We start from the raw sequence: 21889 nt of genomic DNA, 5'->3' as shown, positions 1-21889 counted from the left end.
GCGCGGGGGTGAACCCCCCGGCTCCGGCCGGATCGCTTCCCGGGCACCGCAGCGGTGCCCGGCTGCCGGATCAGTGCCGGTGCACGTCGTGCGTGGCCGCGATCTGCTTCCACGACTTGGGCTCGGCGACCGGCGCCCGCCCCGCGCCGAACGCCTGCCTGCCCGCGCCCGCCGCCGGCTTGGACGGCTGGAACAGCCAGGTGTCGAAGAACCCGGCCAGCTTCTTGCCGGACTTCTTCTCGGCGAACTTCACAAAGTCGGCCACCGAGGCATTGCCGTACTTGTTCTCCGTGGGCCAGGACTTGAGGATGCCGAAGAAGACCTTGTCGCCGACCTTGTTGCGGAGTGCCTGGAGGGCCAGCGCGCCACGGTCGTAGACGGCGTCGTCGAACTGGTTCTCCGCGCCCGGGTTGCCCGGCTTGACCTTCCAGAACGGGTCGTTGGCCGGGTGCTGGGCGTAGACGTAGTCCGCCAGCTCCTGAGCGGTGCCCTCGCCCTCCTTCTCCGACCACAGCCACTGGCTGTAGGAGGCGAAGCCCTCGTTGATCCAGATGTCCTTCCAGTCCTTGAGCGAGACGCTGTCGCCGTACCACTGGTGGGCCAGCTCATGCACCACGACGGAGACGTTCGTCCCGCGGTCGAAGGCCTTCTCGCCGTAGAACGGACGGGTCTGGGTCTCCAGCGCGTAGTGGGCCGGCACGTTCGGCACATAGCCGCCCACCGCATTGAACGGGTAGGGGCCGAAGACGCTCTCCAGCCACTCGGTGGCCTCGGTGGTGCGCTCGATGCTGGCCCGCGCCGAGCCTGCGTTCGCGCCGAGGTCCTTGCTGACGGCGTTGATGACCGGCAGCCCGTTCGCGGTCTTGTCGGTGGTGATGTCGAACTTGCCGATGGCCAGCGTCGTGAGGTACGTCGCCTGCGGCTTGTCCGAACGCCAGTTGTAGCGCGTCCAGCCCAGCTTGGAGGCCTGCGAGGCCAGTACGCCGTTGCTCAGCGCCTGGGTGCCGTCCGGTACCGCCACCGAGATGTCGTAGGTCGCCTTGTCGGTGGGGTGGTCGTTGCTCGGGAACCACCACACGGCGGCGTCCGGCTCCTGCGCCACCACACCGCCGTCGGGCGTACGGGCCCAGGCGCTGAAGTTGTCGATCTTCAGCTCGGAGGGCTTGCCCGCATAGCGCACGACGACGCTGATCTGCCGGCCCTTCTCCAGCGGCGTGGCCGGAGTGACCTCCAGCTCGTGCTTGCCGGACGTGGCGAAGGAAGCCTTCTTGCCGTTGACCCGGATTTCACTGACCTTGAGGCCGAAGTCCAGGTTGAAGCGCGACAGATCCTGGGTGGTCCTGGCGAGCAGTGTCGCCGTGCCCTCCAACAGGTCCGTCTTCGGCTGGTACTTGAGGCGCAGGTCGTAGTGGGAAACGTCGTATCCGCCGTTTCCGCTCTCGGGGTAGTAGGTGTCGCCCACACCCGGAGCGCCCGGGGTGAAGTCGGCCGCGGAGGCTGGGATCGCCAGCAGCAGGCTGAGTGCGACTGCACCCGGGACCAGGAGTCTGTGACGCACGAGTCCTCCAACTCGTAGGGGGATGGCTCTTGTCAGACCCTATGTACTGCGACGGCGCGGCGTCATGTACATGGCCTCATCTGACACATGACCGACATGAACCACCAACCGGCCCCGTCGGCCGGGCATATCGGGCCGGCGGGGCTTCCCGCCGGCGCCTCCCCGATGTGCGCCCTCCGGTGCTGTCCTCCGACGTGGCCGTGGTTGCCGGGGTTCCGGACGGGGCTCTTACGTACGGGAGTTGAGCCGCGCTACCGTCCGCCCGTGACGAATCCTGCGCGGATCCCCCGCACCCCCTTCACCGTGCTCGTGATGGCGGCGGTCGCCGCCCTGCTGTCCGCCCTGATCGGACCGGCCGCCGCGCAGGCGGCACCCCGTGAGAGCAGACCCGTCTACTCCTACGACCACGCGATACGCGAATCGGTCTGGGTGGACACACGGCTCGACGGCGACGCGGACGGGAGGACCGACCGCGTCGCCGTCGACATCGTGCGGCCCGCCGAACCCGCACAGCAGGGGCGCCGGATTCCCGTGATCATGGACGCCAGCCCGTACTACTCCTGCTGCGGACGCGGTAACGAGAGCCAGAAGAAGACCTACGACGACCACGGCCGGCCCGTCCAGTTCCCGCTCTACTACGACAACTACTTCGTGCCGCGCGGCTATGCGACGGTCCTCGTCGACCTCGCGGGCACCAACCGCTCGGACGGCTGCATCGACGTCGGCGGCCGCTCCGACATCGGGTCGGCCAAGGCCGTCGTCGACTGGCTCGGCGGCAGAGGCCGCGCCTATACCGCCCGTACGGGAGGCAAGCCCGTCAGCGCCGGCTGGTCCAACGGCAGTACCGGCATGATCGGCAAGAGCTGGGACGCCACCATCGCCAACGGTGTCGCGGCCACCGGCGTCAAGGGCTTGAAAACCATCGTCCCGATCGCCGGTATCTCCTCCTGGTACGACTACTACTTCGCCAAGGGCGCCCCGCTCTACGACTCGGGCCCCGACACCCTCGCGGATCTGGTCAACAGCCCCGACGCACACAAGCGCTGTGCCGCGGTGCAGAAGAAACTCACCGACGGTGCGCCGCGCAGCGGCGACTGGACCGGCCTGTGGACCGAGCGCGACTATGTGCGCCACGCGGACAAGGTCCGGGCCAGCGTCTTCATGGTGCACGGGATGCAGGACCTCAACGTCCGCACCCGGCACGCCGGGCAGTGGTGGGACGCGCTCGCCCGGCACGGCGTCGAACGCAAGGTCTGGCTCTCCCAGACGGGGCATGTCGACCCCTTCGACTACCGCCGCGGGGACTGGGTCACCACCCTGCACCACTGGTTCGACCACTATCTGATGGGCTACGACAACGGCATCGACCGCGCCCCGATGGCCGACATCGAGCGTTCCCCCGGCACCTGGTCCACCGACCCGCAGTGGCCCGCTCCCGGCACCCGGGCCACCACCCTGCGGCCGCGCGCCGGCACCGCACCCGGCGTCGGCGTTCTGGGTACCGCCAAGGCGCCGCACGGCGCGACCGCGGCCTTCACCGACGACCCGAAGCTGAGCGAGGCCGACTGGGCGGCCCGGATCGATGAACCGACGCCCGCCAAGGCCGGGTTCAGCACCGCCCCGCTGCGCGCCCCGCTGCGGCTGTCCGGCTCCGGCAAGGTGAGGGTGACCGTCACCCCGAGCACCTCGACCGCCCATCTCTCCGCCGTCCTGGTGGACCTCGGCCCCGACACCATCCGCAACTACGCGGCCGACGGCGAGGGCATCACCACCCTCGACAAGCGCACCTGCTGGGGCGCCGGAACCCCGGGCGACACCGGCTGCTTCAAGGAGACCGCGGCCGACACCCAGAAGGTCGGGTACACCGTCTTCAGCCGCGGCTGGGCCGACCTCGGCAACTACGCCGACGCCCACGAGGGCCGCCCGCTCACCCCGGGCAAGCGCTACACCATCACCCTGGATCTGGCCGCGAGCGATCACGTCGTGCCCGCCGGACACCGGCTCGCGCTCATCGTGGCCGGAACCGACGCCGGCCTGATCGACCCGCCCGCGTCCACGCCGAAGCTCACCCTCGATCTGTCCCGCACCTCTGCCGAACTGCCGCTGACCGGCGGCGCCCCGGCCTTCGCGCGGGCCACCCCGGGCGCGTCCCGGTATCCGGCCGGCGCCACGCCGCTGGACGGTATCGCCCCGCCGCGTTCGATCAGCCGGCTGCCGGCCGGGGGATGACCGCCCAGGGGCCGCCCACCGCAGGCGGCCCCGCCCGGCCCCCCTCACCTCCACCGCTCACCCAAGGGAGGCACCACCTCGTGATATCCCGCTCCCGCCGCCTGGCCCTAGGGGCGCTGGCCATCGGACTGACGGCCACCCTCGGCGCGACCCTGCCGGCCTCCCTCGCCCGCGCGACCGGAACCCCCGTACCCCGTACGGGATTCGAGACCAGCCACGGTGCCCGTTGGACCAGCGGGGCCGAGGAGCAGAAGTTCCTCACCACCGTCGACCGCGCATCGGCCCGTGTGCGGATGGACCGGATCGGCACCACGAAGCGGGGCCGCCCGCTCCGGCTCGTCAGGATCGGTGCCCCGGCCCCCGAGCGCCCGGCGGACGTCCGCCGTGGCAACTCCGTGCTGCTGATCTGCTCCCAGCACGGCGACGAACCCTCCGGACGCGAGGCGTGTCTGAGCACCGTCCGCAACCTCGCCTACGCCAAGGATCCGGCCACCCGGCGGTTCCTGGCGCACACCAGCGTGCTGGTCGTCCCGACCGCCAACCCCGACGGCCGGGCCGCGGACACCCGTGGCAACTCCGACGGCGTCGACATCAACCGCGATCACATCGCCCTCAAGACCGCCGAGGCCCGCGCGATGGCCGCCGTCATCCGCGACTACCGCCCCGACACCCTCTACGACCTGCACGAATACGGTCCCACCGTGCCGTATTACATGAAGGACCTGCTGTCACTGTGGCCCCGCAACCTCAACACCGCCGACGGGGTGCACCGCGAAGCCACCGCGCTCTCCCGGGACTTCGTCGAACCCGCCGTCCACCGGGCCGGATTCACCACCGGCGTCTACGGCATCTGGACCGACCCGGAGAGCGGTGACCCCGTCAAGCAGGTCGCGGGCGACGGCCAGGAGCGGATTCTGCGCAACACCGCCGGGGTGAAAGGCTCGGTCGGACTGCTCGTCGAAACCCGGGTCGACGCCCTCACCGCCGCCGAGAAGGCCGACCCCGCACGCAACAACCGGCGCCGGGTGGACTCCCAGCTGGCCGCTCTCCACGGCGCGTTCACCTTCTTCGACCGGCGCCGCCCGCACATCGAGGCGGCCACCACCGCCGCCCGGCTCGCCGGTTACACCGACCGCGGTCCGGTCTACCTCGGCGGCGCGGACAACGAACCCGCGGGCGAGGGGGAGATCCTGTCCGACCCGCCCTGCGCCTACCGCCTCGACGCGGCACGGTTCGCGCAGGTCAAGGACGAGTTGGCGCTGCACGGAGTGCTCTGGAAGCGGGACCGGGACGGCGTCGTCGTACCGCTGCGCCAGCCGCTGCGGAAGCTCATCCCGCTGCTGTTGGACCAGCGGGCCGGTTATCACCTTACGGTCGCGACGCCCTTGAACGTCTGCCGTCATGTGGTAGGGGGTAACGGGTAAGGAAAATATGGCCCATTGAAAGGTTGACGCGTGTCGGAGACAGTCAAAGAAACCGGAGACGGGGGTGGCACGCCATCCCTGGCAGATCTTCCCGTGGATCCGCGGCTGACCGGGCCCCCGCAGACCGACCGTGTGGTCTTCGGCGTGACCGCGTTGCTCACCCTCGCCTTCATCGCCTGGGGAGCGACCTCCACCGAATCACTCAAGAACGTCTCGACATCCCTGCTGAACTGGGTGATCGACAACGGGGGCTGGGCGTTCGTGCTCTCCGCCTCCGGCTTTGTGATCTTTGCGATCTGGCTGGCCGTCAGCAAATACGGCCGGATCACGCTCGGCAAGGAGGGCGAGGAGCCCGAATTCCGCACCGTGTCATGGATCGCGATGATGTTCAGCGCGGGCATGGGTATCGGCCTGATGTTCTACGGCGTCAGTGAGCCACTGGGGCACTTCGCCACACCACCGCCGGGCACCGATCCCAAGGATGCCGCCCAGGCGATGGACACCGCGATGGCGACCACCATGTTCCACTGGACGCTGCACCCGTGGGCCATCTACGCGGTCGTGGGGCTGGCCATCGCCTACTCCTGCTTCCGGCGGGGGAGGCGGCAGACGATAAGCGCGGTGTTCACCCCTCTGATCGGCACCCGGCGGGCGAACGGCTGGGGCGGCCAGGTCATCGACATCCTGGCCATCTTCGCCACCCTCTTCGGCTCCGCGGCCTCGCTCGGGCTCGGCGCGCTGCAGATCGGCAGCGGCCTCAAGGTGCTCGGCTGGATGGACAGCGTCAGCACCAGCCTGCTGGTCGTCATCATCACCGTGCTGACCATCGCGTTCATCCTGTCCGCGGTCTCCGGCATCGCCAAGGGCGTCCAGATGCTGTCCAACATCAATATGGTGCTGGCGGTGATCCTGGCGGCCTTCGTGTTCGTGGTCGGGCCGACCATCCTCATCCTCAACCTGGTGCCGACCTCCCTCGGCTCGTTCATCGGCGAGCTGCCGCAGCTGGCGGGCCGTACGGAGGCCGGCAGCGGCGCCGATGTCGGCAGCTGGCTGCGCAGCTGGACGGTGTTCTACTGGGCGTGGTGGATCTCCTGGACGCCCTTCGTGGGCATGTTCATCGCCCGGATCAGCCGTGGCCGCACGATCCGTCAGTTCATCGGCGGCGTGATCCTCGTACCGAGCGTGGTCAGCCTGGCGTGGTTCGCGGTCTTCGGCGGCTCGGCCATGAAGCTCCAGGACTCCAAGCAGCTCAACGGGTCGAGCACTTCCGAAGGCCAGCTCTTCGACGTGCTGCACCAGTACCCGCTCGCCACGGTCATGAGCATTCTGGTCATGATCCTGGTCGGCATCTTCTTCGTGTCCGGCGCCGATGCCGCGTCCATCGTCATGGGAACCCTCTCGCAGAAGGGCACCTTCGAGCCGACCCGGCTTGTGGTGATCTTCTGGGGAGTGGTGACCGGCGCGGTCGCCGCGATCATGCTGCTGATCGGCGGCGGCTCGGGCGACGCCCTGACCGGACTGCAGAATCTGACGATCCTGGTCGCGGTGCCGTTCATGGTCGTGATGATCACCATGTGCTGGGCGCTGATGCGCGATCTGCGCAGCGACCCGCTGATCGTGCGCGGCCAGAAGGGCGAAGAGGCCGTCGAGATGGCCGTCATCGCGGGCCATGAGCAGTACGACGGTGACTTCGAGTTCCAGATCGGGCCGGGCGGCAACGGGAACGGTGGCGACGTCGGGGACGACGACCGCGTCGAGAGCCGGAGCGACGGCTAGGCACGACTCCGTCGCTCCGGCTGTTCACTTGACCGGATGTGTCTGGCCGGTGAGCGGTCACGAGGTGGTTCCCGAAGCGCAGGTGAAGGGCCGGCCGGACGCGGTGTCCGGCCGGCCCTTCTGGCTGCGTGCGTCGTCCCCGGCTCCGCACCCGTCCGGCACGTCCCGGCAGTGCCGGCGGCCGCCGGGGCCCGCGCCACGGCGTGCTTCTCCGCCTCCGGCCGGTGATCGTTCCGGGGTGCGGGCGCGGATTTGCCCCGGCCCGGGGGCGGTGTGTCACAGTGGGCCGTCCCGGTCGGCCGGGCGCGCGTATGCGCAGCCGCTGCCGGGCTCCCCCTGTACCCAGATGGACGGATTCCGGTCGCGCCTGCGCGTGTCCGGGCCGTTCGCCTCCCCCTTTACTTCTCAGAGAGCGATGCAGGCAACGACTCTTCTCCCCCGGACCGCAGACCTGTTCGACCAGGGCCTGGAGCGGCAGGCCGGCGCCGCGCTGCTGCGCTTCGGTGCCGCGCGGCGGCGTCCGGCCGGCCGGATCAGCTGGTCGGGCCAGGGCGCCGCCGCCTGGCTCGACGAAGCCCGCGGGCATCTGTGGTGCGTCGGCGAACCGGATCCGGCCGCCGGACTCGTGCTGCGTGCCGCGCAGGGCCGGCCCGAACAGGTGCGGGAGTTCACCGGGCCGCGCGGCACCGCCTGCCAGGTCGGGCGGCATCTGCCGGTGACCGATGTCGTGGCGTGGGTCTTCCGCTGGACGAGGGAGGAGCCGCCCGTACACCCCGCGGAGGAGCGGGTGGTCACCCTCGACGCGTCCCACCACGGGGAACTGCTCGGCTTCCTCACCGAGCACAGCCCGGCCCACTCCACCGGCCCGGGCTCCTGCGACGTCAGCCTGTGGGCCGGGATCCGCGGCACGGACGGGCAGCTGGTGGCCTGCGGCGCCCTGAGCAGTCTGCGCGACAGCGGCGCTCCGCTGATGGCGTCCGTCGCGACGGACGCCCGCCAGCGCGGTCAGGGGCTCGGCGCGGCCCTGACCTCGTGGCTGACGCGGTACGCGGTACGCCACCACGGCTTCTGCACGCTGTGGCAGCTCGCGGACAACACCCCCGCCGAACGGCTCTACGACCGTCTCGGCTACCGCAACGAGGACCCCTGTGTGTCGGCGCGTATCGCCACCAACTGACCGGTGACCTTCCGGCTCGTCCTCGTGCGGAGCCGGCGCGCGACGCCCGCCCGGGGAGATGCCGGCGGGACGGCCGGGCGATGACGGCGCAATGGCGAAGGGGCCTGCTCGCGGCCGGATGGCTGCGCGCAGGCCCCTCGTCGGTACCGGGTGGAGCTACTTCTTGAAGCCGTAGTCCATCAGCTTCTTCGCGTCCGCGGTGCGGTTGACCACCGAGGAGGAGGCCAGGACCGTGCCGATGACCGTCTTGCCGCCCCGGGTGGCGGCGAAGACCAGGCAGTACTTGGCCTCCGGACCCGAGCCGGTCTTGACGCCGATGGTGCCCGAGTAGCTGCCGAGCAGCGCGTTGGTGTTCTCCCACGACATGTAGCGGTAGCCACCGCTCTTCGTCGAGACCTTCTGCTTGGTCGACTTCGTCTTCACGACCGTACGGAAGGTGGAGTACTTCATCGCACTGCCGGCCAGCTTGGTCAGGTCGCGCGCCGTCGAGTAGTTCGCGCCCTTCCCGATGCCGTCGAACGAGTCGAAGTGCGTGTTCTTCAGGCCGAGGGACTTGGCGGTGGAGTTCATCTTGCCGATGAACGACTTCACGCGCGCGGCCCGGGTGGAGCCGCTGCCGAACTTGTCGGCCAGCGCGTAGGCCGCGTCGCAGCCGGACGGGAGCATCAGCCCGTACAGCAGCTGGCGGACGGTGACCTTGTCGCCGACGATCAGCTTGGCCGAGGAGGCCCAGTTGTTGTCGACGATGTAGTCGCTGTACGCCTTCTGAACCGTGACCTTGGAATCCAGGTTGAGGTTCGCCTGCGCAAGCACCACCCGAGCCGTCATGATCTTGGTGGTGGAGCCGGTGGACCGACGGGTGTCTGCGGCCTTGGTGAAGAGGCTCTTCCCCGTGCCGTTGTTCATCACGAAGCCGCCCTTGGCGACGATCGTGGGGGTCTTGAGCGTCGCGGCCTGCGCCGGAGCGATGAACGCCCCGGCCGTCAGGACGGCTCCCGCGGTGACGACAACCGCAGATGCGCGACGAATGCCCCTTTTGCCGTTTTTCAAAATATATACTCCAAATGCCCCTGCAGTGCGGCCATATGGGAATGCCGCTTGCTCATGAGACGCACGAGACGGGTGAATGGATGCGCCCCATGAGCGGCAACTTCATCTCGTCGGCCACCGATTCACAAGTGCGAGGCGGATTTCGAGCGGGCGGCGGGCTGCGTCACGCGGACCTGCGCCGGGCGCCATGGCCATGCGGGGCTCCGCCGCAGTCACCGGCCGGGCGGTCCGTCACCCTCCCGCAGGGTCCGTACCCTCCGCAGCACCTCGTCCGCGCACCCCCACGACACGGTCACCCCCGCACCACCGTGCCCGTAGTTGTGGACGCACGGGGTCCCGTCGGGCAGCCGCTCCACGGCCAGTCGCACCGCCGGGCGGGCCGGACGCAGCCCCACCTTGTGCTCCAGGACCCGGGCCCGCGCCAGCTCCGGGAAGCGCCGCGCGCAGCGCGCCACGATCGCCTCCGCCACCGCCGGATCGGGCTCCCGCGACCAGGCGTTCTCCCGCGCCGTCCCGCCCAGCACCACGCCGTAGGGCTGCGGCAGCACATAGGCCGTCTCCGCCGAACCCGTGTCGGCGGACACGGACCACTCCTCGATGCCGGGGTTCTCCACGATCACCACCTGCCCCTGGACCGGATGGACGTCCGGATCGGGGACGAGCGCACGCGCGCCCAGCCCCGAGCAGTTCACCACCACGTCCGCGGCCCGCCCGGCCTCCGCCGGCGACATGACCTCGCGCCGCTCCACGGTCCCGCCCGCAGCCGTCAACCGCTGCTCCAGATAATGGAGATGGGCCGGCATATCGACCAGAGGAGTGCGGGCCCGCCACCCCGACGCGTACCCCTCGGGGAGTTCCTCCGCGCTCGCCCGCCGCAACCCGGGCACCGCGTCGTACCAGGCGGCCAGACCGTCGTCGGCGCCGTCGTCCGGGTCCTGCCGCCCGCCGTCCCTCGCGTCCGTCATCGTGCCCGTCACCATCCGGGCGCCCGTCTCCTGTGGCCGCTGTGCGAGTGCGGCGAGTACCTGGAAGGACCGTACGGACCACCGCACCGCCCGCTCATGGGGCCGGATGCGGTACGGCCAGCACAGTCCGCCGGCCACCGCCGATGTCGTCCCGCCCGCCGCGTCCCGGCTCACCACCCGCACCCGGTGCCCGTCCTCCGCCAGCGCGATCGCCGACGTCAGCCCGATCACGCCGCCGCCGACCACGCATACCTCCACGTCACCTGTGTACATCGCCATGGCGGGACGCTAACGGGTGGGGCGGGAGCCCGGCGAGGGTGTGGACCAAGGGCGGGGGAGTGCTCGGTCGGAAGAGCCGGAAGAGCCGAAAGAGCCGAAAGAGCCGGAAAACCGGAAAAGGGGAGGACGCGTGGGGAGCGGCGGCCTAGCATGGTGCGGCCGTGCCCGGACCGGGCACGGCTTCGGAGAAGTGCCGGACCGGGTGACGGTGCGGCCGACGATGGCCCGGGCGCGCCGCCAAGCGCCGTAGACGATGCAGATGTTGCCGCAGGACTCCCCTGCCACCACGAGGTTCCGGAGGGCCGCCTCCGCCGGACGATGAGCGGCCACGCGCGACGCACGGGGTCCGCTCCCGTCCCGTCGGCCGCGCCCGCCATCCGTACGCGCACCCGTGGCGAACTCCGCCGCTCCCGGCGGCCGCGCGCCCACTCGTGCTGGGACCACCTCTACGCCGCTCCGCTGTGGCCGCTGCACGGCGCCAACCTCGGCACCCTGCTGCGCACCTGCGACGCGGTCGGCGCCTGTCTGACCGTGCCGCGGTTCTCCTGGGTGCCCGAGGCGCTGGAGCGCGGCAACACGCTGCGCAGACCTGCCTGTGTGCACTGGACCGGTGATCCGTTGGGCTGGCTGGAGCGACAGCGCGAACGGGGGCTGCGGGTGGTGGGCGTGGAACTCGCCGAGGAGGCGGTACGGCTGGCGGATCTGCCGGCGGCGCGGGAGCCGACGGTGATGGTCCTGGGGCATGAGCAGCACGGGATTCCGCCCGAGGCACTGGATCTGCTGGACGAGGTGGTGGAGATCCCGATGGTCGGGACCGGCGCCAGCCTGAATGTGTCGGTGGCGGGGTCGCTGGTGCTGTACCGGCTTGCGGGGCTGCTGTGAGCGGGTGGCGGGTGACAGGTGCGTACGGGACGGAGCCGTCTCCGCGCCGGGCGTTCGTGATCTTGCGGTAACCCCGCGGCAGTGGTGTGGACAAGCCCGGACCTTAGGCTGGTAGCAGCACCGTCGGCCGATGTCGCCCCTCGGATCCCGTTTTCCACCGTCCGTACGCGTCGTCTGAGGAGTCCCATGCTCCGCGCGCAGCGCGCCGTGCCCGCCTGGCTGGCCCACCCCTTCCGCTGGCAGCGGCTGCCCGTGCCCTGGGCGGCGGTCGCCCGCGGTGCGCTGTGCGCGGGACCGCTGCTCGGCGCGGGCATCGCGACCGGCCACCCGGCGCCCGGCGTCCTGACCGGTCTCGGCTCCATGCTGGCGGGGGTCAACGACCGCCCCGGCACCCGGCGCACCGGCATCGTCCATATCGGTCTGCCCGCCCTCGCCTCGGCGTTGGGCACGCTGATCGGTGCCTCGCTGCAGACGGCCGATGCGGGCTGGTGGATCGTTCCGGCGCTGTTCGCCGTCGGCTTCGTCTCCGGCGCGGGCAGCGTGGCCGGGCCGGTGCGCTCCAACGCCGGGATGCAGATGCTGGCCACCACCATCCTGGGTGCCGGGATGCCGCTGCCCGGGGCGCCCTGGGCGAAGGCCCTGCTCGTCCTCGCCGGCTGCCTGTGGCTGCTCCTGCTGCGGCTCGTACTGCGCTCACCTCGCCCCGCGGGCGGTGCCCTCAGCGGCGAGCGGGCGGCGGTCGCCACGGTCTTCGAGGCGCTCGCCGATGCCCTGGGCGCGGCCGGCGGATCCGGCGCCGAGCCCGCCAGGCGCCGGCTCACCGCCGCGCTGGACCGCGCCGACGAGGCCCTGCGGCTGCGCCGGCTCACCAGCGGGCTGCTGCGCCGTCCCGCCCGTACGGAAGAACTCCTGCTCACCGAGCGGTTCGCCGCGGCCACCGCGCTGTGCGAGGCCAGCGTCGCGCTGCTGTGGGAGGCCCGCCCGCTGCCGTCCCGGGTGGCGGAGAGCCCCCGCCGGTTCGCCGATGCCTTGCGCACCGGGCGGTCCCCGGGCCGGTTGTCCGCCCCGGAGACCAGTACGGCCGCGCGCGGCGCCTTCGACCAGGCGTTGCTGGACGCCGCGGTCGCGTTCGCCCGCCGGGAGCCGCTGTCCCCGGCACCGGGACAGTCGGCACCGGACCCCGCCGTCCGTCCCGCCTGGGTGACCGTTTCCGGGTCCGTGCTCCGTTGGGCGCTGGCTGCCGTCGGAGGGCGGACGCGGCGCGGGCGCAGCCTGTTCGGTCCCGCCGGGCGGGACTACGGCCTGCGGGTCGCCGTCTGCATCGCCGCGAGCGCCGCCGTGGCCCTGTTGCTGCGCCCCGAGCACTGGTACTGGCTGCCGGCGACCACGACCTTCCTCGTCAAGCCGGATCTGGGCCCGCTCTTCTCCCGTACGGTCAACCGCTTCGCCGGGACGGTCGCCGGTGTGCTGCTCTTCGCCGGGGCGGGGCTGGTGCTGACCGGTTCGTGGTGGCCGGCGCTGGTGGCGGGCGTGGGCGGCGCGCTGCTGCCGTTCGCCACCCGGCACTTCGCCCTCCAGACCGTGGCGATCACCCTCATGGTGCTGTCGTTCGTCTACACCAGCGGTGCCACGGAGGCCGCCGCCGAGCGGGTCGTCGACACCTCCATCGCCTGCGGCATCGTGCTGATCGTCGGGCATCTGCCACGGCTCGCCGACCCGCGCCGCCGGGTCGGCCATCGCGTCACCTCGGCGCTGGGCAGCACCGAGGAGTTCCTCCGGCACGTCCTGGAGGCGGAACCGGGCGCGGACCCCACCCGGCGGCTGGCGCTGCGCCGCACCGCCTACCGGGCGCTGGGGGAGGCCAGGGCGGCAGCGGAGACCGCCGGGGCCGAACTCCTCGCCGCCCGGGACCGCAACCCCGACTGGCTGACCGTCGTCACCGCGGCCGAACGCATCGTGGACGCCGCGACCGCCTGCGCGGTACGCCTGGGCCACGGCGCCCACCGCCCGAGCGTGGCCGAGGCCGAACGGCTGTGCCAGGCGCTGTCCGCGATGGCCGACGCCCTGGAGGACCCGCGCCGCGAGCCCGCCGCCGGACTGCCGGGCCCCGATCTGCGCCCGGTTCCGGACTGCGCCACGCTCACGGACGTGGCGGCGGAACTGGAGCGCATACGCGGCTATGCGGGGGCGTCCTGAACCGGAGGTGCGCCTTGAACCCGAAGTGCGCCGCGCCCGCGGGGCGCCGGAGGCGCGGCGTCAAGGACACGCGGGCAGGGTGACCGAGCCGCGGACCTCGTCCACACAATGCGGCAGCGGGCAGCCGACGGCACCACCGGCTGCCCGCACCGGCTCCGTTCCGGCGGCGGGCGCCCGGCCCGCTGCCGCCGCATCCGTCAGCGGCCGCCGCGCTCCTTGCCCAGAAGCCCGGCCCGCCGCAGGGCATCCGCCATCGCGTCGTTGGCCGGCCCGGTGTCGCGGCTGCCCCGGCGGTCACCGCCGCGCTGGCCGCCGCCGCCCTGCCGCTGCCGCGGCGCGCCGCTCCGGCCGCCCTCACGCGGTCCCCGGCCACCGCCCGAGCCTCCCGAGCCGCCCCGGCGCTCGCCGCCGCCCGTCGCCGCAGCGCCCTTGCCGTGCTCGTCGTCCAGCCGCAGCGTCAGCGAGATCCGCTTGCGCGGAATGTCGACATCGAGCACCTTGACCCGCACGATGTCGCCCGGCTTCACCACATCCCGCGGGTCCTTGACGAAGGTCTTCGACATCGCGGAAACGTGCACCAGACCGTCCTGATGGACGCCCACGTCCACGAACGCCCCGAAGGCGGCGACATTGGTCACCACGCCCTCCAGGAGCATCCCCGGCTGCAGATCGCCGATCTTCTCCACGCCCTCCTTGAAGGTCGCGGTCTTGAAGACCGGACGCGGGTCGCGGCCCGGCTTCTCCAGCTCCTGCAGGATGTCGCTCACCGTCGGCAGACCGAACGAGTCGTCGACGAAGTCCGCGGCCTGCAGCGTGCGCAGCACCGTCGTGTTGCCGAGCAGCGAATCGACCTCGGTGTCCGCGGACTTCACCATCCGGCGCACCACGGGGTACGCCTCCGGGTGCACGCTGGAGGCGTCCAGCGGGTCGTCGCCGCCCCGGATCCGCAGGAAGCCCGCGCACTGCTCGTACGCCTTCGGGCCGAGCCGCGCCACGTCCTTGAGGGCCTTACGGGAGCGGAACGGCCCGTTGCTGTCCCGGTGCGTCACGATGTTCTCCGCGAGGCCGGAGCCGATGCCCGACACCCGCGAAAGCAGCGGCGCGGACGCGGTGTTGACGTCCACGCCGACGCCGTTCACACAGTCCTCGACCACCGCGTCCAGCGAGCGCGACAGCTTCACCTCGGACAGATCGTGCTGGTATTGCCCGACGCCGATCGACTTCGGGTCGATCTTGACCAGCTCGGCCAGCGGGTCCTGCAGCCGGCGGGCGATGGACACCGCGCCCCGCAGCGACACATCCAGCTCGGGCAGCTCCTGCGAGGCGAACGCGGAGGCGGAGTACACCGAGGCGCCGGCCTCGGACACCATCACCTTCGTGAGCTTCAGCTCCGGCTGGGCGGCGATCAGATCGGTCGCCAGCTTGTCGGTCTCGCGGGAGGCGGTGCCGTTGCCGATCGCGATCAGCTCGACATCGTGTTCGCGGGCCAGCTTCGCCAGCGTGGCCAGCGAGGCGTCCCACTTCTGCTGCGGTACATGGGGGTAGATGGTCTCCGTGGCGGCCACCTTGCCGGTCGCGTCCACGACGGCGACCTTCACGCCCGTACGGAAACCGGGGTCCAGGCCCATCGTGGCGCGCGTACCGGCGGGCGCCGCCAGCAGCAGATCGCGCAGATTCGACGCGAAGACCCGCACCGCCTCGTCCTCGGCGGCCTGCCGCAGCCGCAGCCGCAGATCGATCCCCAGGTGCACCTGGACGCGCGTGCGCCAGGCCCAACGGACCGTGTCCTGCAGCCACTTGTCACCCGGACGGCCCCGGTCCGTGATCCCGAAGCGGTGCGCGATGGACCGCTCGTACGCGCTCGGGCCCTCGGCGGCGGCCGACGGGTCCTCCGGCTCCAGGGTGAGATCGAGGATCTCCTCCTTCTCGCCGCGGAACATCGCCAGCACCCGGTGCGAGGGCAGCTCGGTGAACGGCTCGGCGAAGTCGAAGTAGTCGGCGAACTTCGCGCCGGCCTCCTCCTTGCCCTCGCGCACCTTCGCCGCGACCCGCCCGCGCGACCACATGCGTTCGCGCAGCTCGCCGATCAGATCCGCGTCCTCGCCGAACCGCTCGGTCAGGATGGCCCGCGCGCCCTCCAGGGCGGCGGCCGGATCGGCGACGCCCTTGTCGGCGTCCACGAACGCCGCGGCGGCCGTGGACGGTTCCACCGAAGGGTCGCTCAGCAGCCCGTCGGCGAGCGGCTCCAGGCCCGCCTCCCGCGCGATCTGGGCCTTGGTGCGCCGCTTGGGCTTGAACGGGAGATAGATGTCCTCCAGCCGCGCCTTGGAGTCGGCGCCGCGGATCTGCGCCTCCAGGGCGGCGTCCAGCTTGCCCTGGGACCGTACGGACTCCAGGATCGCGGTCCGCCGCTCCTCCAGCTCCCGCAGATAGCGCAGCCGCTCCTCCAGCGAGCGCAGCTGCGCATCGTCGAGCGTCTCGGTGGCTTCCTTGCGGTAGCGCGCGATGAACGGGACCGTCGAGCCACCGTCGAGCAGTTCGACCGCGGCCTTCACCTGCCGCTCCTTGACGCCGAGCTCCCCGGCGATCCTCGCTTCGATGGACCCGAGGGTCCCGATGGGCTCAGTGGATGCCGTCACGTTGATCCTGACCCGCCTTCCAGCGCTTGCTTGAGCCTGCATTGTGCCGGTTGGCGGGCCGGACTGTCGCACCGCCCAGCCGTCACGGGGTGTCCGCGAAGTCCCCGCGTCCGCGCGCGGGCCGGGAGGGGCGTGGCGGCCCCCGGCTCCGGGTGGGAGAAGGCACCTCCGCACCCCGGGGACCGAGGGCTCTCCCGCGCTACGGACGGGCCTTACTTGCCGAACAGCGCCGCGGGGAACGCCCCGGCGTTCATGGCGGCGGTGGTGAAGCCGGTCGCCAGCTCGGTGAGCCGGGCCACGCCCTCGGCGCCCAGGTGCTCGTACGGCGCCCGGTCCAGCCGGTCCGTCGTACGCTCCAGATCCTTGCGCAGCTGGACACCGGCCTCGGTCAACTCGCTCTCGGCGTCCAGGAGGCCACGGGTCCGCAGCCGCTCCTGAGCCGCGCCCCAGTGCTCCTCCGTCCAGCCACGGGTCGCCATGACGCCCTGGTAGCTCATCCCGCGGCCGCTGGCGGTGTGGCTGACCAGCGCTTCCAGCCCGTCCAGTTCGGCGTCGAGCAGCGCCAGCAGGTGGCCGTCGCCGCGGTGTTCGCGCAGCAGGGTCGCGGCGTGCCAGTAGGCCAGGTGCGGGGCGTCCGGCACCGGCAGATCGGCGTGCGCGGCGTACAGCGGCCGGGCCTGGCGGGTGCAGCCCTCGGTGGCGCGCAGCGCCAGCCGGGCCGCCTCCGCCATCTCCGGCGACTCGACGGCCTCCGGCCCGAGCAGTCGGCGCAGCGTCGCGTCCACGGCGCGCAGCCGGGCATCCAGCACGGCTTGGGGCGTGGTGACCGTCCAGACGTGCGGGACGTGCTGGGTGATCAAGTCGTGATTGAAGTTGTAGAAGGTGGCCGTGATGGTGCCGGGGCCCACCGCACCCATGGCCGCGCCCCGGCAGGCGAAGTAACCGGCGCTGCGGTTCTCGAGGCCGGCCCTGGCCATCTCCGCGGAGAGCTCCGGCGCGAAGTAGTGCGTCGAGTGGAACGGATTGACGACGTTGTGGCAGGTACGGCCCGCCTGCTCGGACAGTGCGCTGGAAGAGGTCATACGAGGCAGGTTACCGACCCGTCGGTATGGGGGTGATTGCAGGGCACCGGACGACGGCCGGACCCCGGCTGCTGACCCCGCGATGGCAGGAAAGGTGGGAGATCCGTCGTTGCCGCCCTCGCCGCCGCTGCCCAGGATGGAGGACATGGAACAGCGCGAGGTACTCGTCGTTCTCTTCGACGGGGTGCAGGCTCTCGACGTCTCCGGGCCCGTCGAGGTCTTCAACGGGGCGGCCCAGGGAGTCCCGGGCGCCTACCGGATCCGCACCGCCGCCCTGGAGGGCGCCCCGGTCCACACCACCAGCGGGCTGACCCTCGTCCCCGACATCACCCTCGCCGCCGCCGGGGCGCCGCACACGCTGCTGGTGCCCGGCGGCCAGGGCACCCGCAACCCCGACCCCCGGCTGATCGACTGGCTGCGGGGCAACGCCCACCGCGCCCGGCGGAAGGTCTCGGTGTGCAGCGGTGCGCTGCTGCTGGCCGAGGCCGGGCTGCTGGACGGCCGCCGCGCGACGACCCACTGGATGCTCTGCGACACGCTCGCCGAACGGTTCCCCGCGGTGCATGTCGAACCCGAGCCGATCTACGTACGGGACGGCGATCTGGCCACCTCCGCCGGCGTGACGGCCGGGATCGACCTCGCGCTGGCCCTGGTCGAGGAGGATTTCGGCCGGGACCTCGCGCTGACCATCGCCCGGCACCTGGTCGTGTTTCTGCGGCGGCCGGGCAACCAGACCCAGTTCAGCGCCCAGCTCGCCGTGCAGACCGCACAGCGCAGACCGCTGCGCGACGTGCAGCAGTGGATCACCGAGAATCCGGCGGCTGACCTGTCCGTCGACGCCCTCGCGGAGCGCGCACGTCTCTCCCCGCGGCACTTCGCCCGTGCGTTCCGCGACGAGGTGGGCATGACACCGGGGCGCTATGTCGACCGGGTGCGGCTGGAGGCGGCCCGCCGGCATCTGGAGGACACCGTCGACGGCATCGAGCAGGTATCGCGGCGCTGTGGCTATGGCACCCCCGAGGCGATGCGCCGCGCCTTCCTCCGTGTCCTGGGCGCCTCCCCGGCCGAATACCGCCGCCGCTTCCGGACCGCCGGACCCCCCGTGCCCTCGGCCTGAACCCCGCCGGCCGCAACGACACCGGGCCGGCGCCACCTCTACCGACAGGAACTCCATGCAGCTCGCGATCCTTCTCTACGACCGCTTCACCACGCTGGACGCCATCGGTCCCTACGAAACCCTCAGCCGGCTGCCGGGGGCGGAGACGGTGTTCGTCGGCGAGCGCACCGGCCCGTACCGCAATGAGCTCGGTTCGCTCGGGCTGGTCGCGGACGCCGCGCTGGACGAGGTCACCGCACCGGACATCCTCGTCGTGCCCGGCGGCCCGGGGCAGCGGGCGCACATGGCGGACGGACCGGTGCACGAGTGGATCCGGGCCGTGGACGGAGGCACCACCTGGACCACGTCGGTGTGCACCGGATCGCTGATCCTGGGCGCCGCCGGCCTCCTCAAGGGGCGCCGGGCGACCTCCCACTGGCTCGCGCTGGACCAGCTCCCGGCGCTGGGGGCCGAGCCGACCGGGGAGCGGGTGGTCGTCGACGGCAAGTACGTCACGGCGGCCGGCGTCTCGTCCGGCATCGACATGGGGCTGACGCTGGCCGGCCGGATCGCCGGGGACACCGTGGCCCAGGCGATCCAGCTCGGCATCGAATACGACCCGCAGCCGCCCTATGACGCGGGCTCCCCGGACAAGGCACCGGCCGAGGTCACCGCGATGCTGCGGGAGCGCAGCCGGTTCCTGCCGGCCGGGGAGGAGTGAGCGGCCGTCCCACGGGAGCCGCGCAGGCCTGACCCGGCGGGGCCCGTGCAAGACCCGCCCCGGTGTCAGCCCGTGGGCCAGGTGAAGCGCGGCGCCCTGCGCTCCAGGAAGGCGGCGGCACCCTCCGCGATGTCGCCGCTCGCGCGCGCCTGCGCGGCCCAGTAAGCGCCGCGCTCCTCGGCCTCGGCCGGCGGTACGTCCCACGTCCCGTCGGCCAGCTCCTTCGCCGCGGTCTGCGTCAACAGTGACCGGCTCGCCAGTACGGCCGAGAACTCCGCCACCCGCTTGCCCAGCTCGCCCTCGGCCAGCACCTCGTCCACGAGGCCCGTACGCAGCGCCCGCGCACAGTCGATCAACTCACCGGAGAACAACAGGTACTTGGCGGTGGACAGCCCGGCCAGCCGGACCAGCCGCCGGGTGGCGGCCGCCGAATAGGCGACCGCCAGCTTGGCCGGCGTCACCCCGAACAGCGCGCCCTCCTCCGCGAACCGCAGATCGCAGGCGGCCGCCAGCTGGGTGCCGCCGCCCACGCAGTAGCCGCGTATGGCCGCCAGCGTCGGTCCGGGGAACGCCGCCAGCGCCTCCTCGGCCGCCGCCGCCAGGCCCTGTGACGCACCCGCCGGATCCCGCAGCGATCCGATGTCGGCGCCCGCGCAGAACGTCCCGCCCTCGCCGGTCAGCACCAGCGACCGGACGGAACGGTCCGCCGCCAGCCGCTCCAGCAGCGGCGGCAGATCCCGCCACATCTGGACGGTCATCGCATTCCGCTTGCCGGTATTGCTGATGGTGACGGTCGCTGTGCCGTCGCTGACATGCGTCTTCAGACCGGGTTCCATGCTCCGGATATTAGAGCGACCGCCGCGGACCGGGCCGGATACGATCGGCGGCCTGATGTCAGCAACTCTTGTCGCCAAAGACCTCGCCGCCGGCCACGGCGAGCGCGTCCTGTTCTCCGGCCTCGATCTGGTCGTCGCCCCCGGCGATGTGGTCGGCCTCGTCGGCGCCAACGGCGCCGGCAAGTCCACGCTGCTGCGCCTGCTGGCCGGCCTGGACACCCCGGAGGACGGCAAGCTCTCGCTCAGCCCGCCCACCGCCACGGTCGGCCACCTCCCCCAGGAACCCGACCGCCGCCCGGGAGAGACCGTACGGGCTTTCTTCGCCCGCCGTACGGGCGTGACCGCCGCCCAGCTCGCCCTGGACACCGCCACCCAGGCGCTGGTCGACGAGCGGCCCGGCGCGGACGACGCCTATGCCACGGCGCTGGAGCGCTGGCTCGCGCTGGGCGCGGCCGACCTGGACGAGCGCGCCGAGGAGACCGCCGAGCAGCTCGGCCTGGCCATCGGCCTCGACCAGCCGATGACGACGCTCTCCGGCGGCCAGGCGGCCCGTGCCTCGCTCGCCTCCCTGCTGCTCTCCCGTTACGACATCTTCCTGCTGGACGAGCCGACCAACGACCTCGACCTGGACGGTCTGCAACGGCTGGAGTCCTTCGTCTCGGGACTGCGCGCCGGCACGGTCCTGGTCAGCCACGACCGCGAGTTCCTGACCCGCACGGTCACCCGCGTCGTCGAACTCGACCTCGCCCAGCAGCAGGTCAACACCTACGGCGGCGGCTACACCTCCTACCTGGAGGAGCGCGAACGGGCCCGGCGTCATGCGCGTGAGCAGTACGAGGAGTTCGCCGACACCAAGTCCGCCCTGGAGACCCGGGCGCACACCCAGCGCAACTGGATGGAGAAGGGCGTCAAGAACGCCCGCCGCAAGGCTCCCGACAACGACAAGATCGGCCGCAAGGGCCGGGTGGAGGCCACCGAGAAGCAGGCCGCCAAGGCCAAGCAGACCCAGCGTCTGATCGAGCGGCTCGATGTCGTCGAGGAACCGCGCAAGGAGTGGGAGCTGCGGATGGAGATCGCCGCCGCGCCCCGGGCCGGCGCGGTCGTGGCCACCCTCCGCGGCGCCGGCGTCCGGCGCGGCGACTTCCGCTTCGGCCCGGTGGACCTGCAGATCGACTGGGCGGACCGGGTCGCCATCACGGGCCCCAACGGCTCCGGCAAGTCGACCCTGCTCGCCGCCCTTCTCGGCCGGCTCCCGCTGGACACGGGGCACGCCGTCCTGGGCCCCGGCGTGGTGGTCGGCGAGGTCGACCAGGCGCGCGGCCGGCTCTTCGGCGCACACGGCCTGGGCGACCAGCCGCTGATGGATGCCTTCCGGGCCTGTGTCCCCGATCTTCCGCCGGCCGATGTCCGCACCCTGCTGGCGAAGTTCGGGCTCAAGGCGGCGCATGTGCTGCGCCCCGCGCGCACCCTGTCACCGGGGGAGCGGACCCGTGCCGCGCTGGCCCTCCTCCAGGGCCGCGGGGTCAATCTCCTCGTCCTGGACGAGCCGACCAACCACCTCGATCTGCCGGCCATCGAACAGCTGGAGTCCGCGCTCGCCTCGTACCCGGGCACCTTGCTACTGGTCACGCACGACCGCCGGATGCTCGAAGCGGTGCACACCACCCGCCGTATCGAGGTCGCCAGTGGACGGATCACCGACCGGGCGCTGTGAGCCAGGACGGGAGCGTCGCCCGGGATCAGGGGGTACGCGGACGGACCACCGCCCCGACCCTGTGCACACACCGGATCCGGCGGGCCCGCGGCACCCGTGATGATCATCGATTTGGTCCTGGGGCAGCCGCCCCGTAGTGTGGTGTTCACCGACGCGGGGTGGAGCAGCTCGGTAGCTCGCTGGGCTCATAACCCAGAGGTCGCAGGTTCAAATCCTGTCCCCGCTACTGAAACAGCGCAGCAGGCCCGGTGCCCAGGCACCGGGC

15 protein-coding genes and 1 tRNA gene are annotated in these 21889 nt (G+C 71.9%); 10 read left to right on the top strand and 6 right to left on the bottom strand.

Features of this window, described 5'->3' with window-relative positions; genetic code table 11:
- Window positions 1-70 precede the first annotated feature (70 nt).
- The gene (locus tag ACWGI6_RS37095; RefSeq protein ID WP_453271588.1) at window positions 71-1558 is read right to left on the bottom strand and encodes a M1 family metallopeptidase; all 1488 of its coding nucleotides are present in this window, start codon (window positions 1556-1558) and stop codon (window positions 71-73) included.
- A 312-nt stretch (window positions 1559-1870) separates the two neighbouring features.
- Here ACWGI6_RS37095 and ACWGI6_RS37090 point away from each other — a divergent pair, with 312 nt between their 5' ends.
- From ACWGI6_RS37090 to ACWGI6_RS37075, 4 genes are all read left to right on the top strand, one after another.
- The gene (locus tag ACWGI6_RS37090) at window positions 1871-3787 is read left to right on the top strand and encodes a Xaa-Pro dipeptidyl-peptidase (RefSeq protein WP_453271590.1); all 1917 of its coding nucleotides are present in this window, start codon (window positions 1871-1873) and stop codon (window positions 3785-3787) included.
- 80 nt (window positions 3788-3867) lie between these two features.
- The gene (locus ACWGI6_RS37085) at window positions 3868-5211 is read left to right on the top strand and encodes a M14 family metallopeptidase (RefSeq protein WP_453271587.1); all 1344 of its coding nucleotides are present in this window, start codon (window positions 3868-3870) and stop codon (window positions 5209-5211) included.
- Between the two features lie 78 nt (window positions 5212-5289).
- Window positions 5290-6987 carry a BCCT family transporter gene (locus ACWGI6_RS37080; protein ID WP_453271589.1) on the top strand — a complete coding sequence of 566 codons (1698 nt, stop codon included), beginning with the start codon at window positions 5290-5292 and terminating at the stop codon, window positions 6985-6987.
- A 415-nt stretch (window positions 6988-7402) separates the two neighbouring features.
- The gene (locus ACWGI6_RS37075) at window positions 7403-8164 is read left to right on the top strand and encodes a GNAT family N-acetyltransferase (RefSeq protein ID WP_453271586.1); all 762 of its coding nucleotides are present in this window, start codon (window positions 7403-7405) and stop codon (window positions 8162-8164) included.
- Window positions 8165-8320: 156 nt separating this feature from the next.
- Here the strand turns inward: ACWGI6_RS37075 and ACWGI6_RS37070 are convergent, their stop codons facing one another.
- Window positions 8321-9214 carry a D-alanyl-D-alanine carboxypeptidase family protein gene (locus tag ACWGI6_RS37070; protein ID WP_453271585.1) on the bottom strand — a complete coding sequence of 298 codons (894 nt, stop codon included), beginning with the start codon at window positions 9212-9214 and terminating at the stop codon, window positions 8321-8323.
- Between the two features lie 212 nt (window positions 9215-9426).
- A complete protein-coding gene (locus ACWGI6_RS37065) occupies window positions 9427-10458 on the bottom strand; it encodes an FAD-dependent oxidoreductase (RefSeq protein ID WP_453271584.1) in 1032 nt (343 codons plus the stop codon).
- A 318-nt stretch (window positions 10459-10776) separates the two neighbouring features.
- On the opposite strand from ACWGI6_RS37065, the gene ACWGI6_RS37060 reads away from it, so the two are divergent.
- Window positions 10777-11340, top strand: a complete 564-nt coding sequence (locus tag ACWGI6_RS37060; protein ID WP_453271583.1) for a TrmH family RNA methyltransferase — start codon at window positions 10777-10779, stop codon at window positions 11338-11340.
- Window positions 11341-11526: 186 nt separating this feature from the next.
- On the top strand, window positions 11527-13536 hold the full coding sequence (locus ACWGI6_RS37055; RefSeq protein WP_453271582.1) for an FUSC family protein: 2010 nt from the start codon (window positions 11527-11529) through the stop codon (window positions 13534-13536).
- A 197-nt stretch (window positions 13537-13733) separates the two neighbouring features.
- Here the strand turns inward: ACWGI6_RS37055 and ACWGI6_RS37050 are convergent, their stop codons facing one another.
- Together ACWGI6_RS37050 and ACWGI6_RS37045 are read right to left on the bottom strand one after the other, a co-directional pair.
- Window positions 13734-16175 (bottom strand): Tex family protein, encoded by a 2442-nt coding sequence (locus tag ACWGI6_RS37050; protein ID WP_453271581.1) that lies wholly within the window; start codon window positions 16173-16175, stop codon window positions 13734-13736.
- Window positions 16176-16387: 212 nt separating this feature from the next.
- A complete protein-coding gene (locus ACWGI6_RS37045; RefSeq protein WP_453271580.1) occupies window positions 16388-17257 on the bottom strand; it encodes an SCO6745 family protein in 870 nt (289 codons plus the stop codon).
- Window positions 17258-17402: 145 nt separating this feature from the next.
- Here ACWGI6_RS37045 and ACWGI6_RS37040 point away from each other — a divergent pair, with 145 nt between their 5' ends.
- Entirely contained in the window at window positions 17403-18374 is a 972-nt protein-coding gene (locus tag ACWGI6_RS37040) for a GlxA family transcriptional regulator (protein ID WP_453271579.1), read from the top strand.
- A gap of 55 nt (window positions 18375-18429) precedes the next feature.
- Window positions 18430-19074 (top strand): DJ-1/PfpI family protein, encoded by a 645-nt coding sequence (locus ACWGI6_RS37035; RefSeq protein WP_453271578.1) that lies wholly within the window; start codon window positions 18430-18432, stop codon window positions 19072-19074.
- 65 nt (window positions 19075-19139) lie between these two features.
- Here ACWGI6_RS37035 and ACWGI6_RS37030 read toward each other — a convergent pair whose 3' ends face one another.
- Complete coding sequence (locus tag ACWGI6_RS37030) at window positions 19140-19910, bottom strand: enoyl-CoA hydratase/isomerase family protein (protein WP_453271577.1); 771 nt, start codon at window positions 19908-19910, stop codon at window positions 19140-19142.
- A gap of 55 nt (window positions 19911-19965) precedes the next feature.
- Between ACWGI6_RS37030 and ACWGI6_RS37025 the strand changes: the two genes are divergently transcribed.
- Both ACWGI6_RS37025 and ACWGI6_RS37020 read left to right on the top strand, forming a co-directional pair.
- Window positions 19966-21624, top strand: coding sequence for an ABC-F family ATP-binding cassette domain-containing protein (locus ACWGI6_RS37025; protein WP_453271576.1), 1659 nt, complete (start codon window positions 19966-19968; stop codon window positions 21622-21624).
- A 152-nt stretch (window positions 21625-21776) separates the two neighbouring features.
- Window positions 21777-21850, top strand: a tRNA-Met gene (locus ACWGI6_RS37020).
- Window positions 21851-21889 lie beyond the last annotated feature (39 nt).

The sequence above is a fragment of the Streptomyces sp. NPDC054786 genome (assembly GCF_053611685.1).
This window is presented reverse-complemented; position numbering and strand designations above follow the sequence as displayed.